Genomic DNA, 14,745 nt, shown 5'->3' on the forward strand with positions numbered 1-14,745 from the left:
CCCTTCAAGATCGAACTCCTCGACCGCATCCCCGAGGGCGAGCCGATCCGCATGTACTGGCACGGCGACTGGCAGGATCTGTGCCGCGGCCCGCATCTGCAGCATACCGGCCAGGTGCCGGCCGACGCCTTCAAGCTGACGCATGTCGCCGGCGCCTATTGGCTGGGCGACGCCTCGCGGCCGATGCTGCAGCGCATCTACGGCGTGGCCTTCAAGAACCGCGACGACCTCAAGGCGCATCTGACCATGCTGGAGGAGGCCGCCAAGCGCGACCACCGCAAGCTGGGCAAGGAAATGGAACTCTTCCATTTCCAGGAGGAAGCGCCGGGCATGGTGTTCTGGCACCCGAACGGCTGGTCGATCTATCGCGAGCTGGAGGCCTATATGCGCCGCCGGCTGATCCGCGCCGATTACAAGGAAATCAAGACGCCCCAGGTCGTGGACCGCATCCTGTGGGAGAAATCCGGCCATTGGGAAGCCTATCGCGAGAACATGTTCATCGTCGAGGTGGACGAGGAGGGGGCTCGCGAAAAGCGCATCAACGCGCTCAAGCCGATGAACTGCCCCTGCCATGTCCAGGTCTACAACCAGGGCCTGAAGAGCTATCGCGACCTGCCGCTGCGGCTGGCCGAATTCGGCTCCTGCCACCGCTACGAGCCCTCGGGCGCGATGCACGGGCTGATGCGGGTGCGCGGCTTCGTCCAGGACGATGCGCATATCTTCTGCACCGAGGACCAGATCGAGGCGGAATGCGCCGGCTTCATCGAACTGCTGTCCTCGGTCTACCAGGATCTCGGCTTCGGGAAATTCGACATCAAGCTCTCGACCCGCCCCGAGGTCCGCGTCGGTTCCGACGAGATCTGGGACAAGGCCGAGGCGGCGCTGAAAGGCGCCATCGAGCATCTCGGCCTGCCCTATGAGGTCAATCCCGGCGACGGCGCCTTCTACGGGCCGAAGCTCGACTTCAAGCTGACCGACGCCATCGGCCGCGAATGGCAATGCGGCACCTTCCAATGCGACTTCAACCTGCCGCAGCGGCTCGAGGCGGAATATGTCGGCGAGGACGGCATGAAGCACATGCCGGTCATGCTGCACCGCGCCGTGCTGGGCAGCTTCGAACGCTTCATCGGCATCCTGATCGAGAACTATTCGGGCAAGCTGCCGCTCTGGCTCGCGCCGCGCCAGGTGGTGGTCGCCTCGATCGTCTCGGGCGCCGACGATTACGTGCATCAGGTGGTGGCCGCGCTACGCGATGCCGGGCTGCGGGCCGAGGCCGACACCCGCAACGAAAAGATCAACTACAAGGTGCGCGAGCATTCAGTCGGCAAGGTGCCGGTCATCATGGCCGTGGGCCTGAAGGAGGTCGAGGAGCGCAGCGTCTCGATCCGCCGCCTCGACCGCCAGGGCAGCGAAAGCCAGGGGCTCGAAGCGGCCATCGCCGCGCTGCGGGCCGAGGCCACCCCGCCGGATCTGCGCTGAACACCCGGCTTGGCGACAATTTGCCGATGCGAACGCGCAAGATGACCCTACGTCACCTTGCGCGGCGCATTCGTGCTTGCGTTTTTTGGCGAATCGTTCATCCTCTCGTCCGCGTGAGCACGACTTTCTACCGCCTCCCTTCACGGGGCAGCCGGACTTGACGGGAAAGGGCTGCACGGCCTGGGCGCAATCTCGCCCCAGGATGACTTGAAGGAGAGACGGTATAATGGCTACCGGCACCGTAAAATGGTTCAACGCCACCAAAGGCTATGGCTTCATCGCGCCCGATGACGGCGGCAAGGACGTGTTCGTCCATATCTCGGCGGTCGAACGCGCCGGCCTGACCGGCCTGAACGACAACCAGAAGATCGCCTACGAACTGCAATCGGGCCGCGACGGCCGCAGCTCGGCCTCGGATCTGAAGCTGCTCTGATTCGGCGACACCCGGAATTTCGGAAACGGCCGGCCCGCATGGCGCCGGCCGTTTTCATTTGCCTCTCCCGGCTTCTTTCTTGTCCAAATATCCTGGGGGAGCGCCTTGCCTGGCCCAGCGGGGGCAGGCGAGGCGCGGGGGCAAAGCCCCCTTCCCATGCGCGCCGCCAGCCTCTATCCCCAGGCCCGGGACGGAAAGAAGGGGCGACGGGATGAACCTGGCCGAACATGTGCTCAGCGCGGGGCTGGCTACGCCGGACAGGCTGGCCATGTCGGTGCTGGGCCTCAGCCGCGCCGACCGCTGGTCGCATGCCCGGCTGCGCCAGGCGGTGCTGGGCACCGCCACCGGCCTGCTGCAATCCGGCCTCGTCCCCGGCGACCGGCTGCTGATGCGGCTGGGCAACGATCCTGGCTTTCCCGTGACCTATCTCGGCGCCATCGCCGCCGGCATCGTCCCGGTCCCGACCTCGCCCATGCTGACCGCGCCCGAGATCACCCGCATCGCCGCCGCGATCCGGCCGGCCATGGTGATCGCCGCCCCGGACCTCACCCTGCCCGACCACCCGGCGCCGGTGCTGCCCGCGGCGAGGCTTGCCGATTTCGCCGCCCTGCCGCCGGCCGGCTTCGCGCAACGCGATCCCGGCGACCTGGCCTATATCGTCTTCACCTCGGGCACCTCCGGCCAGCCGCGCGCCGTCTGCCACGCGCATCGCGCCATCCTCGCCCGCCGGATGATGTTCCAGGGCTGGTACGGGCTGACCGCGCAGGACCGGCTGCTGCATGCCGGCGCCTTCAACTGGACCTTCACCCTCGGCACCGGGCTCATGGATCCCTGGACCCTCGGCGCCACGGCGCTGATCCCGGCCCAGGGCGTCGCACCCGAACAGATCCCGCTGATCGCCAGCCGCCACGGCGCCACCATCCTTGCCGCGGCGCCCGGCGTCTTTCGCCGCATGCTGCGCGCCGACTGGAAGCCCTGGGCCGGGCTGCGCCACGGGCTGACCGCCGGCGAAAGGCTCGATCCCGGCCTGCGCCGCGCCTGGCAGGCGCGCACCGGCACCGACCTGCACGAGGCCATGGGCATGTCGGAATGCTCGACCTTCCTGTCCGGCAGCCCCACGCGCCCCGCGCCAGAGGGCACGGCCGGTTTTCCCCAGCCCGGCCGCCGCATCGCCATCCTGGACGACAGCGGCGCCGAAGCCCCGCCCGGCGCCACCGGCATCCTGGCCGTCCACCGCTCGGATCCCGGCCTGTTTCTGGGCTATCTCGACCAGCCCGAGGAGACCGCCGTCCGTTTCCGCGGCGACTGGTTCCTGACCGGCGACCTGGCCGAAGTCGCGCCCGATGGCGCGATCCGCATCCTGGGCCGGGACGACGACATGATGAATGCCGGCGGCTTTCGCGTCGCGCCGGGCGAGGTCGAGGACGCGCTGGCCCAGGTCTCCGGCATCGGCGAGGTTGCCGCGGCGGAATTGCCGGTCGGCCCCGGCTCCAGCATCATCGCCGCCTTCTGGACCGGTCCCGCCGACGAGGCGCGTCTGCGCGAAGCCGCCAGCAGCGGCCTTGCGCGCTACAAGCAGCCGCGCGAATACATCCACCTGCCCGCCCTGCCCCGCACGCCGACGGACAAGATCAACCGCCGCGCCCTGCGCGACCTCCATTCGCGCACACGGCACGACACCCATAGCAAGGACCAGCCATGACCGAACCCCTTCCCGGCCAAGTCCGCCTCGACATCTTCGCCGACCCCGTCTGCCCCTGGTGCCTGATCGGCAAGGCCGAACTGGACCGGGCGCTGGAAAGCCGCCCCGACCATCCCTTTGCGATCACCTGGCAGCCCTTTCGCCTCGACCCGCAGATGCCGCGGGCGGGAATGGATTACGTCGCCTACATGAAGATGAAATTTACCGACGAGAAGGGCATCATCGCCGCCATGAAGCCGGTGATGGAGGCCAGCGAGCGGCTGGGCCTGTGGATCAATCCCTCGCTGATCGAGCGGGTGCCGAACACGCTCGACGCCCACCGCCTGCTGCATTGGGCCGCGCTGGAAGGGGTGCAGACCCCGGTCATGGCGGCACTGATGCGGGCGCATTGGCGCGAGGGCAGGAACATCTCGAACCCGGACGTGCTGGCGGCGATCGGCGAAGGCGCGGGGATGGAGGGGGCGATGATCCACCGGCTGCTCGCGTCGGATGCCGATGCCGATACGGTGCAGACGCGCGAGTTCCATGCAAGGCAGCGCGGCGTGAACTCGGTCCCGACCTTCATCGTCGCCGATGCCCATGTGGTGACAGGCGCCCAGCCCGCCGATCTGTGGCTGCGGGTGATCGACGAGTTGGCGGGCACGCAGCACCAATAGGTTGCGCAGATACGCACAGCCGCCGCAATATCTGGAAATCGGCGCCGGTTTCGTCTATATTTCATTCTCTCACCCTTTCCGACTGGAACCGGGCGCGCGCGGCTGTATAAGACCCGCTCGCCAATTTCCGACCACGAACCAAGGACACCCGCCATGAGCCGATTCTCTGCCCCTATCGCCGAACAGATCTGGGACATGAAATATCGGCTCAAGGATGGCGCCGGCCAGCCGATCGACCTGTCGGTCGAGGATAGCTGGCGCCGCGTCGCCCGCGACCTTGCCCGCGTCGAGAAGGAGCCGGCGCTGTGGGAGGACCGCTTCTATGCCGCGCTCGAGGATTTCAAATTCCTGCCCGCCGGCCGCATCCTGGCCGGCGCCGGCACCGGGCGCGAGGTGACGCTGTTCAACTGCTTCGTCATGGGCACCATTCCCGACAGCATGGGCGGCATCTTCGACATGCTCAAGGAAGCCGCGCTGACCATGCAGCAGGGCGGCGGCATCGGCTATGACTTCAGCACCATCCGCCCGCGCGGCGCCGAGGTGAAGGGCGTGGCCGCCGATGCCTCGGGGCCGCTCAGCTTCATGGATGTCTGGGACGCCATGTGCCGCACCATCATGTCGGCGGGCAGTCGCCGCGGCGCGATGATGGCGACGATGCGCTGCGACCATCCCGACATCGAGGCCTTCATCGAGGCCAAGCAGGACAGCGCCCGGCTGCGCATGTTTAACCTGTCGGTGCTGGTCACCGATGCCTTCATGCAGGCGGTCAAGGCGGATGCCTCCTGGGACCTGCAGTTCGACGGCAAGATCTATCACACCGTGCGGGCGCGCGACCTGTGGAACCGCATCATGCGCGCGACCTATGACTATGCCGAGCCGGGCGTGATCTTCATCGACCGCATCAACCAGCAGAACAATCTGAACTATGCCGAGACCATCGCGGCGACGAACCCCTGCGGCGAACAGCCCCTGCCGCCCTATGGCGCCTGCCTCCTGGGCTCGGTCAACCTGGCCCGGCTGGTCGAGGCGCCCTTTACCGCCGATGCGCGCCTGAACCCCGAGGCGCTGGACGAGCTGGTCCGCACCGCGGTGCGGATGATGGACAACGTGGTCGATGCCTCGAAATTCCCGCTGCCGCAGCAGGCGGCCGAGGCGCAGGCCAAGCGCCGCATCGGGCTGGGCGTCACCGGGCTTGCCGATGCGCTGCTGATGCTGGGCCTGCGCTATGGCGCGGCGGATGCGGTCGAGCAGACGCGGGCTTGGATGAAGGCCATCGCGCGCTCGGCCTATCTGGCCTCGGTGGATCTGGCCCGCGAAAAGGGCGCCTTCCCGCTGTTCGACGCCAAGAAATACCTGGCCTCGGGCTTCATGCGCCGGATGGATGCGGATCTGCGCGAGGCGGTCAAGCAGCACGGCATCCGCAACGCGCTGCTGACCTCCATCGCGCCGACCGGGACGATCAGCCTTTACGCCGGCAATGTCAGCTCGGGGATCGAGCCGGTCTTCGCCTATGCCTATAGCCGCAAGGTGCTGCAAAAGGACGGCTCGCGCACCGAGGAAGAGGTCGTGGACTATGCCGTGCAGATGTGGCGCGACCTTCATGGCGACGCGCCCCTGCCCGACTATTTCGTCAATGCCCAGACCCTGGCGCCGCTGGACCATGTCGCCATGCAGGCGGCGGCGCAGGAATGGGTGGACAGTTCGATTTCCAAGACCATCAACTGCCCCGAGGACATTTCCTTCGAGGATTTCAAGGACGTCTACCTGGCCGCCTGGGACAAGGGTTGCAAGGGCTGCACCACCTATCGCCCGAACGACGTCACCGGCTCGGTCCTGTCGGTCAGCGAAAAGGCCGAGGAGGCGCCGCAGGCCGACAAGGGCGCCGACGTGGTCTATCTGACCGAGCCCTTGGACCGGCCGGCGGCGCTGGAGGGCGCGACCTACAAGCTGAAGTTCCCCGGCAGCGAGCACGCAATCTACATCACCATCAACGACATCGTGCAGGGCGGGCATCGCCGGCCGTTCGAGGTGTTCATCAACTCGAAGAACATGGAGCATTTCGCCTGGACGGTGGCGCTGACGCGGATGATCTCGGCCGTGTTCCGGCGCGGCGGCGACGTGAGTTTCGTGGTCGAGGAGTTGAAGGCGGTCTTCGACCCGCGCGGCGGCGCCTGGATCGAGGGGCGCTACGTGCCCTCGATCCTCGCGGCCATCGGCGGGGTGATCGAGCGGCACATGATCGCCACCGGCTTCCTGGCCGGTGAGGGCATGGCGCTGAAATCCGATCCCAAGGCCGAGGTCATGGCGGTGGGAGAGCGCCCGCGCGGCCCGGCCTGCCCGGCTTGCGGCCAATACGGCATGCGCATGATCGAGGGCTGCATGACCTGCCCCTCCTGCGGCCATTCGAAATGCGGCTGACCGGTGCGGCACACTTGTGCGGCCATGCATAAAATAACCCTTGCCAGGTATTCTTGACCCTTCCTGCAAGCACAAAATGACTCCCGGGAAATCCAAGTTTGGATTTCCCATTTAAAATCAAATCAATACTGAATAACCTGCCTACGGCTCCTGCCGCCGTTTCAGGCATCGCTGATACGGCCCAGCCCCCGTTGACGAAGCAGCCATCGCCGAAGATGGTCGCAACATGTCCTCTGGGGCTGGCGGTTAGGCAACGCCCCCGTCCGCCCGGCTCTCAGTCGTTTCCACTCTCTCCGGGACAGCGCCACCGTTTCCGACGCCTCGCATCCGACAGGGCGGGCGCGACCGCTCAGCGTCTATCGGTTCTGGCGCGACCTCGGCCATGCCATCGGCGCCTTGTTCGCCGGGCGGATCGCCGACCGGTTCGGCTTCGCCGCCGCCATCCTCGCCGTTGCCACGGTCGGCTTCCTGTCGGAAACCCTTGTCGCCCTCCTCATGCGCAAGAACCGCGACCGGCTTTCGCGCATCAGCCGGGACACGGGGCAAGCCGGCGGGGCTGGCCTGGCGCGGCAGGCCGGCCGGCATCGCGCTATTTCACGCCGCGCACCACCGCCTGCACGGCAAAGACCGCAGCGCGGGTCCAGCCCGATCACCGCGTCGAGATCCTCGGCCGAGCGGGCGCAAAGCGTCACCGCCGCCCCGGCCGAGGCCAGCGCTTGCCGGCCGGCTCGAAGCTTGCCGCGATCATTCCACCGCCGTCCCATAGGCGACATCCGTGCCGCCATAGCGCCGGACGCGGATATTGGCCTGCTCGGCATGGCCGACAAAGCCCTCGAGCATGCATAGCCGCGAGCAATAGGCGCCGATCCCGGCCGCCGCCGCATCGGTGGTGATGCGCTGGTAGCTATGGGTCTTGAGGAACTTGCCGACCCACAACCCGCCGGTATAGCGTCCCGCCTTCCTGGTCGGCAGGGTGTGGTTGGTGCCGATGACCTTGTCGCCATTGGCGACATTGGTGCGCGGCCCCAGGAACAGCGCGCCATAGCAGGTCATCTTCTCAAGATACCAGTCGTCGCGATCCGTCATCACCTGCACATGCTCCGAGGCGATATCATTCGCCACCGCCAGCATCTCGTCATGGCTGTCGCACAGGATCACCTCGCCATAGTCGCGCCAGCTGGCGGCGGCGGTCTCGGCGGTGGGCAGGATCTTCAGCAGGCGCTCGATCTCGGCCAGCGTGTCCTCGGCCAGGCGGCGCGAATTCGTCACCAGCACCGCCGGGCTGTTATAGCCATGCTCGGCCTGGCCCAAGAGATCGGTGGCGCAAAGCTCGGCATCGACGGTCTCGTCGGCGATCACCATGGTCTCGGTCGGCCCGGCGAACAGATCGATGCCGACCCGGCCGTAAAGCTGCCGCTTGGCCTCGGCCACGAAGGCATTGCCGGGCCCGACCAGCATATGCACCGGCGCCATGCTCTCGGTCCCCAGCGCCATGGCGCCGATGGCCTGGATGCCGCCCAGCACATGGATTTCATGCGCGCCGCCCAGATGCATGGCCGCGATCACCGCCGGGTTCGGCTTGCCCTTGAAGGGCGGCGTGCAGGCGACGATGCGCGGCACCCCGGCGACGCTGGCCGTGGCGACCGACATATGCGCCGAGGCCACCATGGGGAACTTGCCCCCCGGCACATAGCAGCCCACGGATTGCACGGGGATATTCTTGTGGCCCAGGATCACGCCCGGCAGCGTCTCGACCTCGATATCCAGCATCGAGTCGCGCTGCGCCTGGGCGAATTTCCGCACCTGCTCTTGCGCGAAGCGGATATCCTCCAGCTCGCGCGGGCTGAGCTGGGCGATCAGCGCCTCGATCTCGGCCTGCGACAGGCGGAAGCTGGCGGGCGCATAGCCGTCGAATTTCTCGCTCAGCTCGCGGACGGCGGCGTCGCCGCGCGTCTCGATATCCTTCAGCGTGGCCTCGACCACGGCGCGGGTGCGGGCATCGTCCTGGCTTTTCTCGGCCTCGGGCTTGCCGCGCTTGAGATGGGTGATTGCCATCGGGTGATCCTCCAAAATCCTGCGCCGACTGTTCCCGGAAGGCCGGATTCGGAACAAGAAAGACCCGCATGACTGAAAATTTTTCATCCATGACCGCCAAGCATATCGCGGTTTCGGCACGATCGCGCTAGAAATGCCGTGAAATTTTTTGCAAGGCAGGGCCATGCCGAAAGTCACCGCCAAGATGGTCGCCGATGCCGCGGGCGTGTCGCTGGCGGCGGTGTCGCGGGCATTCCGCAGCGACAGCGCGCTGGCCGAGGACAAGCGCGCCCGCATCCTGCGCGTGGCCGGGGAACTGGGCTACCTGACCCCCTCGGGCCGGACGCTCAGCCGCATCGCCACCGGCACGGTCAGCCTGGTGGCGGGCGACCTGACCAATCCCTTCTATCCGGTGGTGCTGGAAGAGCTGTCACGGCGCCTGCACCAGCAGGGCCGCCGGCTGGTCCTGCATGCGGTGCCGCCCGGCGGCTCGGTCGATCTGGTGATGCAGCAGGTGCTGGACTATCGCTCGGACGCGGCCATCGTCACCTCGGCGACCATGCCGTCGCGGCTGGTGCGGGAATGCCGCAAGCAGAACCTGCCGGTGGTGCTGTTCAACCGCGTGCAGCTGGATGCGCGGATGCTGGCGGTGACCTGCGACAATTACGGCGGCGGCCGGATGGCGGCCGAGCGCCTGCTGGCCCGCGGCTGCCGGCGCATCGGCCATGTCACCGGCCTGCGCGAGACCTCGACCCATCTGGAGCGGGCGCGCGGCTTTCTGGACGCGCTCGGCCAGCACGGGCTTGCGCCCGCCTGCTCGGCGCGGGGCGAGTTCTCCTATGACAGCGCCCGGCAGGCGGCGCTGTCGCTGTTGCAGGCACCCGACCGCCCCGAGGCGCTGTTCTGCGAAAACGACATCATGGCGCTGGCGGCCCTGGACGTGGCCCGCTCGCTGGGCTTGCGCATCCCCCAGGATCTGGCGGTGATCGGCTTCGACGACATCCCGCTGGCGGAATGGGGGGCCTACCGGCTGACCACGATCCGCCAGCCGGTGCGGCAGATGGTGGCCGAGGCGCTGGAGCTGATCGCACAGGTCCGCTCGGGCCAGGGCAGCGAGGGCACGATCCGCGTCCTGCCGGTGCGGCTGATCGAACGCGACAGCGCCTGAACCGGACGGAGCCGCGGGGATGGCGCGGCCTTTCCCCGGTCAGGCCCTTTGCAGCCGGTCCAGCCGCGGACCAGCCGGCGCCCGGCCTCGGCGGCGATCATCTTTGCGTCACCGCCGGCATCCGACAGGATGAAGATCTCGGCGGTGGCCGGCAAGCTGGCCGATACCGATGGGGCCGAAGACCTGGCGCCTGGCTTCGTTCACGAAGGCATTGCCGGGGCCGACGATCCCATATCCACGCCGGGCACCGTTTGGGTATCGCAGGCCATGGCCGCGATAGCCTGCGCGCCGCCAACGCGGAAGATGCGGTCGGCGCCCGACAGCCGGCTCCGACCATCATCGCCGGATGCGCGTTCGGCGGGGAACAGGCGATCACCACGCCATCGGCCGCACCACGCAGAAGCCCCTCACCTCAACTGATCGGGCAAGGGAATGAACTCGTCCTGGTCGCCCGGCGGCAGTTGGAAGCGGCCATGTTCCCAGTCGCCCTGCGCCCATGCCTCCTTGGCGGCGTCGATGCGTTCCTGCGACGAGGCGACGAAGTTCCAGGAAATGTAGCGCGGCCCGTTCATGGTCTCGCCGCCCAGCACCATCAGCCGGGCACCGGCCTCGCCGGCCTTCAGGCTGATGCGATCGCCTGGGCGGAACACCATCATCCGGCCGGCCTCGAAGCTTTCGCCGGCGACAAGGATGCTGCCCTCGACCACATAGACGCCGCGGTCCTCGTGATCGTCGGGCAGCGGCAGGCTGGCCCCGGCGGCAAGGACGGCATCGGCATAGAAGGTCTCGGTGAAGGTCTTGACCGGCGCGCGCTCGCCCCAGGCCGAACCCAGGATCAGCCGCACCTGCTTGCCGCCTTCATCGAGGAAGGGCAGCGCCTCCTGGCCGTGGTGCTCGAAGGCCGCGGCGCGATCCTCCTCGGCTTCCGGCAGCGCGACCCAGGTCTGGATGCCGAAGAGCGAGCCGGGCCGCTGGCGCATTTCCTCGCTGGTGCGCTCGGAATGGGTGACGCCGCTACCGGCGATCATCCAGTTGACCTCGCCGGGATAGACCATCTGGTCGGCGCCGGTGCTGTCGCGATGATGGAACGCGCCCTGGTAAAGATAGGTCACGGTGGCCAGCCCGATATGCGGGTGCGGGCGCACGTCGATGCCGCCGCCGGTCAGGAACTCGGCCGGGCCCATCTGGTCGAAGAAGATGAAGGGGCCGACCATTTGCCGGCGCGGCGCGGGAAGCGCGCGGCGCACCTCGAAGCCGCCCAGGTCGCGGGCGCGCGGAATGATCAGCGTCTCGATGGATTCCAGGCCCTCGCGGTCGGGGCAATCCGGGTTCTGCGTGGGGTTCCAGCTCATGTCGGGCTCCTGTCATGGCTCCGGGGATGCAAAGGTTACGGTATCAGGTCTTGCGCCGCGCCGCATCGACACTGATCGGGCCGGCGCCCGCCGCCGCAAGATGAAGAAAGACCAAGCAGAACAGGATCGCGGCAACGCCGCCGTTCTGCGCCGGATAGAATCCCTGCGGCGCATGGACCAGGAAATAGGCAAAGGCCATGACTCCGGACAGGACGAAGGCCGCGATGCGGGTCTGGAAGCCGACAGGGACCAGAAAACCCGCGACCAGCTCGAAAATGCCCGCGATCCAGGACAGCGAGCCCTTCGGCGGCGCGGCCTCGCTGGCCGGAAAGCCCAGGATCTTCTGCGTGCCGTAGCGGAAGATCACCAGCGCAGCCACGATCCTGAGGATGCTGAGCAAAAGCGGTTCATGGGGTTTCAGGGCGTGTTTCATCATGTCTGTCCTTGGCTGGTGTCATGTCTGATCGTCTTGCAGGGCGACCGGACGCGGTCACAGCCGCCGCAGCAGGTGCCGGACCGGCGGCGGTCCTTCGCCGATATGGAAGGCGTTGAGCATCTGCTGGTCCAGCTGGTCGGCATGGGTGACGCGGGCGTGCTGGCGCTGATGCTCGGCCCAGCTTTCCACCACGAAGGCCTCGACCAGCCGCCCCGACTCGGCAACGTCCTCCCACAGGTTCCAGCGGATCGCGCCGTCGCGCTGACGGGTGGCGGTGAACCTGCGCAAGGCGGCGGTGAACGCGGCCAGCCGGGCCGGATCGACGCGATATTCGATCTCGATCAGCACCGGGCCGCGATCAACCCCCGGCGGGACGGCGACGACGGATTCCGCCCAATGGTTCGAGGGGGCAAGGTCGGTCGTCGCATCCTTCGGCAGCCGCCAGATCCGTGCCAAGAGCACCTCGGCGGCCAGCCCCGCGACCACCAGCGCCGCCGGCACGCCGGCGCCCAGGCGATGGTGCCCCAAAACACGCTGCCGCCGGTCACCGCGCCCTGGAAGACCAGCAGATAGACCGCGAGCGCCCGCGCCTTCACCCAGCCCGGAGAGGCCGTCTGCGCCGCCACGTTCAGCGAGGCCAGCATCCCGATCCGGGCCAGTCCCGCCAGGAACATCACCACGCCCCCGATCCAGGCATTGCGCACCAGGCTCAGGGTCAATGTCGCCCGCGCGAATAGCAGCGTCGCCCAGACCGAGATGCGGTTGGCGGGAACCGTCCGGCGCAGCCGCTTCAGCAGCAGCGCGCCCATGCAGCCCGGAAGCGCGCCATAGCCCGCGGCGTCGAGCCCCAGCATCCTGTCGCCGACCAGCGGCAGCATGGCCCAGAGCGCGCTGCCGAACAGAAGGAACCCCGCCGCCCGGATCAGCACCAGCCGCATGGCGGGCGAATGCCGCGCATGGCGGTATCCGGCCATCAGGGCACCGAAGAAATGACCGGGCGGCAGGCTCTGCGCCGTCTCGGCGCATTCCCAAAAGAACAGCACGCCCAGGACGGCGAACACCGAAACCGCATTCAGCGCAAAGACCGCCGGGGTGCCGGCCAGCGCGACAATCACCCCGCCAAGCGCCGCGCCGATGGCGCGCACGATGTTCACGCCCAAGCTGTTCAGCGCCATGGCGTCGGGGAGGGCCTGCTTGTCCACCAGTTCCGGGACGGTGGCCTGGAACACCGGCGCGCTGACCGCCGCCAGCAGAACCCAGGGCCGGTCAGGTCCAGCAGGGTCAGGACCGAAAGCGCAGCCGCGGCGGCAAGGCCAAGCAGCTGCACCGCCAGCAGCAGCCTGCGCCTGCCGACGATATCGGCCATCGCCCCGGCGGGCCGCGCCAGCAGGAACATCGGCAGGGTCGTCGCCGCCTGCACCAGGGCGACCAGAAGCGGGCTGGGCGACAGCGAGGTCATCATCCAGGCGGCGCCGACATCGTGCATCCAGGTGCCGATCTTGGATATGATCGTCGCGATCCACAGCGCCCGAAAGACCGGGAAAGTCAGGAGACCGGATGTCCCGGGGCTCGGTTCGGCCATCTCGACGCCTCTCGAAAGGGAAATGGACACCAGGCACCGGCATCCGTGGCCGGCAGGATCGTGCATCCCGCCGCTGCAATCCCGTCCGGCGCAGACCGCCCAGCAGCAGCAGCAACTGCCGAAGCTGCCCCAGAAGCTCCGGGCGTCCGAGGCCGGCACATCGGCGCCAAGCGCCGCGGCGTGGTCATGGCCACGGGCCGCGCAGCCCGGCCCGCATCCGCAGGCGGCGGCGAAGCGGGTCCGGTCCTGCTGCAATTCCGCCCTGCGATAATAGCCGCCAAACCGCACCACCGGCGACCAGTCGGGCATCGGCGCGGGCAGCGCCGGCGCCAGCGGGCCGAATTCGTCGCCGCCATGCACGACCTTGCCGCCCAGCACGGTCAGGACCGAGCGGAGATGCACAATCCCGCTTTCCGGAACCGCGAAGTAATCCGCCGACAGCAGCGCCAGGTCGGCAAGCTGTCCCGCCTTGATCTGGCCCTTCTTGCCCTGTTCGTTCGAGAACCAGGTGTTCGCCTCGGTCCAGAACCGCAGCGCCGTCTCGCGGTCCAGCCGGTTCTCGGCCGGATAAAGCCGGGCGCCGCCCAGGATCCGCGAGGTCACCCCAGGACAGCGAGACCCAGGGGTTGTCGCTTGCCACCCGCGTCGCATCGGTGCCGGCGCCGACGGGCAGGCCCGCCTCCAGCATCCGCCGGATCAGCGGCGTGGTCTCGGCCGCCTTCCCGCCGTAGCGTTCGGTGAAATATTCGCCCTGATACATCATGCGGTGCTGCACCGCGATGCCGCCCCCCAGCGCCGCGATCCGGTCGGTGCTGCGCTCGCTGATCGTCTCGGCGTGGTCCAGAAACCAGTTGACGCCTTGCAGCGGCACGTCGCGGTTCACCTTCTCGAACACGGCCAGCGCGCGACAGAGGGTCTCGTCATAGGCCGCGTGCAGCCGCCAGGGCCAGCGGTTCTCGGCCAGCAGGCGGATGACGGGTTCAAGGTCGGCCTCCATGTTCGGCGGCCTCTCGGGCCGCTCCACCCGGAAACCCTCGAAATCGGCGGCGGAATAGACCAGCATCTCGCCGGCGCCGTTGTGGCGATAGGTGTCGTCGCCCTGTCCGGGGCCGACCTGCTTTACCCAGCCCGAGAAATCGGCCAGCTCCTCCTTGGGCTTTTGCGTGAACAGGTTGTAGCTGATGCGCACCGTCAGCTGGTCCTCGGCATGCAGCCTTTCGATGATCGCGTCATCGTCGGGATAGTTCTGGAAGCCGCCGCCGGCATCGATGACCGCGGTGACGCCCAGCCCGTTCAACTCGCGCATGAAATGGCGCGAGGAATTGAGCTGGTATTCCGGGTGGCATTGTTGCAGCACACTGACCGTGAAGGATTCACCTCGTGAATCCATGCGGTTAGACGGGCTGCATGAGCAAGCCCGAGCCCGCCCGCTACCGCACAACGAGCTGGCCCGCCTACAATGATGCGCTCAGGCAGCGCGGGTCG

Annotated in this window: 13 protein-coding genes and 1 pseudogene; 6 read left to right on the plus strand and 8 right to left on the minus strand. The window is 67.8% G+C overall.

Annotated elements, in window-relative coordinates; all coding sequences use genetic code 11:
- The 5 genes from thrS to ACDP63_RS13695 form a co-directional block, all read left to right on the plus strand.
- Positions 1-1,479 (plus strand): threonine--tRNA ligase (gene thrS, locus ACDP63_RS13675; RefSeq protein ID WP_409928132.1); only part of this gene is annotated, 1,479 nt, incomplete at its 5' end.
- A 226-nt stretch (positions 1,480-1,705) separates the two neighbouring features.
- Positions 1,706-1,912, plus strand: a complete 207-nt coding sequence (locus tag ACDP63_RS13680; protein WP_011747293.1) for a cold-shock protein — start codon at positions 1,706-1,708, stop codon at positions 1,910-1,912.
- Positions 1,913-2,123: 211 nt separating this feature from the next.
- Positions 2,124-3,614, plus strand: coding sequence for a class I adenylate-forming enzyme family protein (locus tag ACDP63_RS13685; protein ID WP_028710728.1), 1,491 nt, complete (start codon positions 2,124-2,126; stop codon positions 3,612-3,614).
- On the plus strand, positions 3,611-4,270 hold the full coding sequence (locus tag ACDP63_RS13690; RefSeq protein WP_024844664.1) for a DsbA family oxidoreductase: 660 nt from the start codon (positions 3,611-3,613) through the stop codon (positions 4,268-4,270). The genes ACDP63_RS13685 and ACDP63_RS13690 overlap by 4 nt, the downstream gene beginning before the upstream one ends.
- A gap of 153 nt (positions 4,271-4,423) precedes the next feature.
- The gene (locus tag ACDP63_RS13695) at positions 4,424-6,688 is read left to right on the plus strand and encodes an adenosylcobalamin-dependent ribonucleoside-diphosphate reductase (protein WP_024844665.1); all 2,265 of its coding nucleotides are present in this window, start codon (positions 4,424-4,426) and stop codon (positions 6,686-6,688) included.
- 744 nt (positions 6,689-7,432) lie between these two features.
- Here ACDP63_RS13695 and hisD read toward each other — a convergent pair.
- Complete coding sequence (gene hisD, locus ACDP63_RS13700; protein WP_024844666.1) at positions 7,433-8,743, minus strand: histidinol dehydrogenase; 1,311 nt, start codon at positions 8,741-8,743, stop codon at positions 7,433-7,435.
- Between the two features lie 163 nt (positions 8,744-8,906).
- On the opposite strand from hisD, the gene ACDP63_RS13705 reads away from it, so the two are divergent.
- Entirely contained in the window at positions 8,907-9,890 is a 984-nt protein-coding gene (locus ACDP63_RS13705; protein WP_024844667.1) for a LacI family DNA-binding transcriptional regulator, read from the plus strand.
- 200 nt (positions 9,891-10,090) lie between these two features.
- Here ACDP63_RS13705 and ACDP63_RS13710 read toward each other — a convergent pair whose 3' ends face one another.
- The 7 genes and pseudogenes from ACDP63_RS13710 to ACDP63_RS13740 form a co-directional block, all read right to left on the minus strand.
- Positions 10,091-10,258, minus strand: a complete 168-nt coding sequence (locus ACDP63_RS13710) for a histidinol dehydrogenase (protein WP_309473512.1) — start codon at positions 10,256-10,258, stop codon at positions 10,091-10,093.
- Between the two features lie 39 nt (positions 10,259-10,297).
- Positions 10,298-11,242 (minus strand): pirin family protein, encoded by a 945-nt coding sequence (locus ACDP63_RS13715; RefSeq protein ID WP_024844668.1) that lies wholly within the window; start codon positions 11,240-11,242, stop codon positions 10,298-10,300.
- 43 nt (positions 11,243-11,285) lie between these two features.
- Complete coding sequence (locus ACDP63_RS13720) at positions 11,286-11,678, minus strand: DoxX family protein (protein ID WP_024844669.1); 393 nt, start codon at positions 11,676-11,678, stop codon at positions 11,286-11,288.
- Positions 11,679-11,732: 54 nt separating this feature from the next.
- Complete coding sequence (locus ACDP63_RS13725; RefSeq protein WP_256233627.1) at positions 11,733-12,134, minus strand: MFS transporter; 402 nt, start codon at positions 12,132-12,134, stop codon at positions 11,733-11,735.
- On the minus strand, positions 12,020-12,880 hold the full coding sequence (locus ACDP63_RS13730) for an MFS transporter (protein ID WP_409928135.1): 861 nt from the start codon (positions 12,878-12,880) through the stop codon (positions 12,020-12,022). Before ACDP63_RS13730 ends, ACDP63_RS13725 begins: the two co-directional genes overlap by 115 nt.
- A complete protein-coding gene (locus tag ACDP63_RS13735; protein ID WP_256233628.1) occupies positions 12,844-13,260 on the minus strand; it encodes an MFS transporter in 417 nt (138 codons plus the stop codon). Before ACDP63_RS13735 ends, ACDP63_RS13730 begins: the two co-directional genes overlap by 37 nt.
- Before the next feature lie 414 nt (positions 13,261-13,674).
- Positions 13,675-14,650 (minus strand): annotated as a pseudogene (locus ACDP63_RS13740) (amidohydrolase family protein); the annotation flags it as partial.
- Positions 14,651-14,745 lie beyond the last annotated feature (95 nt).

It is taken from the genome of Paracoccus sp. P2, from assembly GCF_046335115.1.
Lineage (GTDB): Bacteria > Pseudomonadota > Alphaproteobacteria > Rhodobacterales > Rhodobacteraceae > Paracoccus > Paracoccus pantotrophus.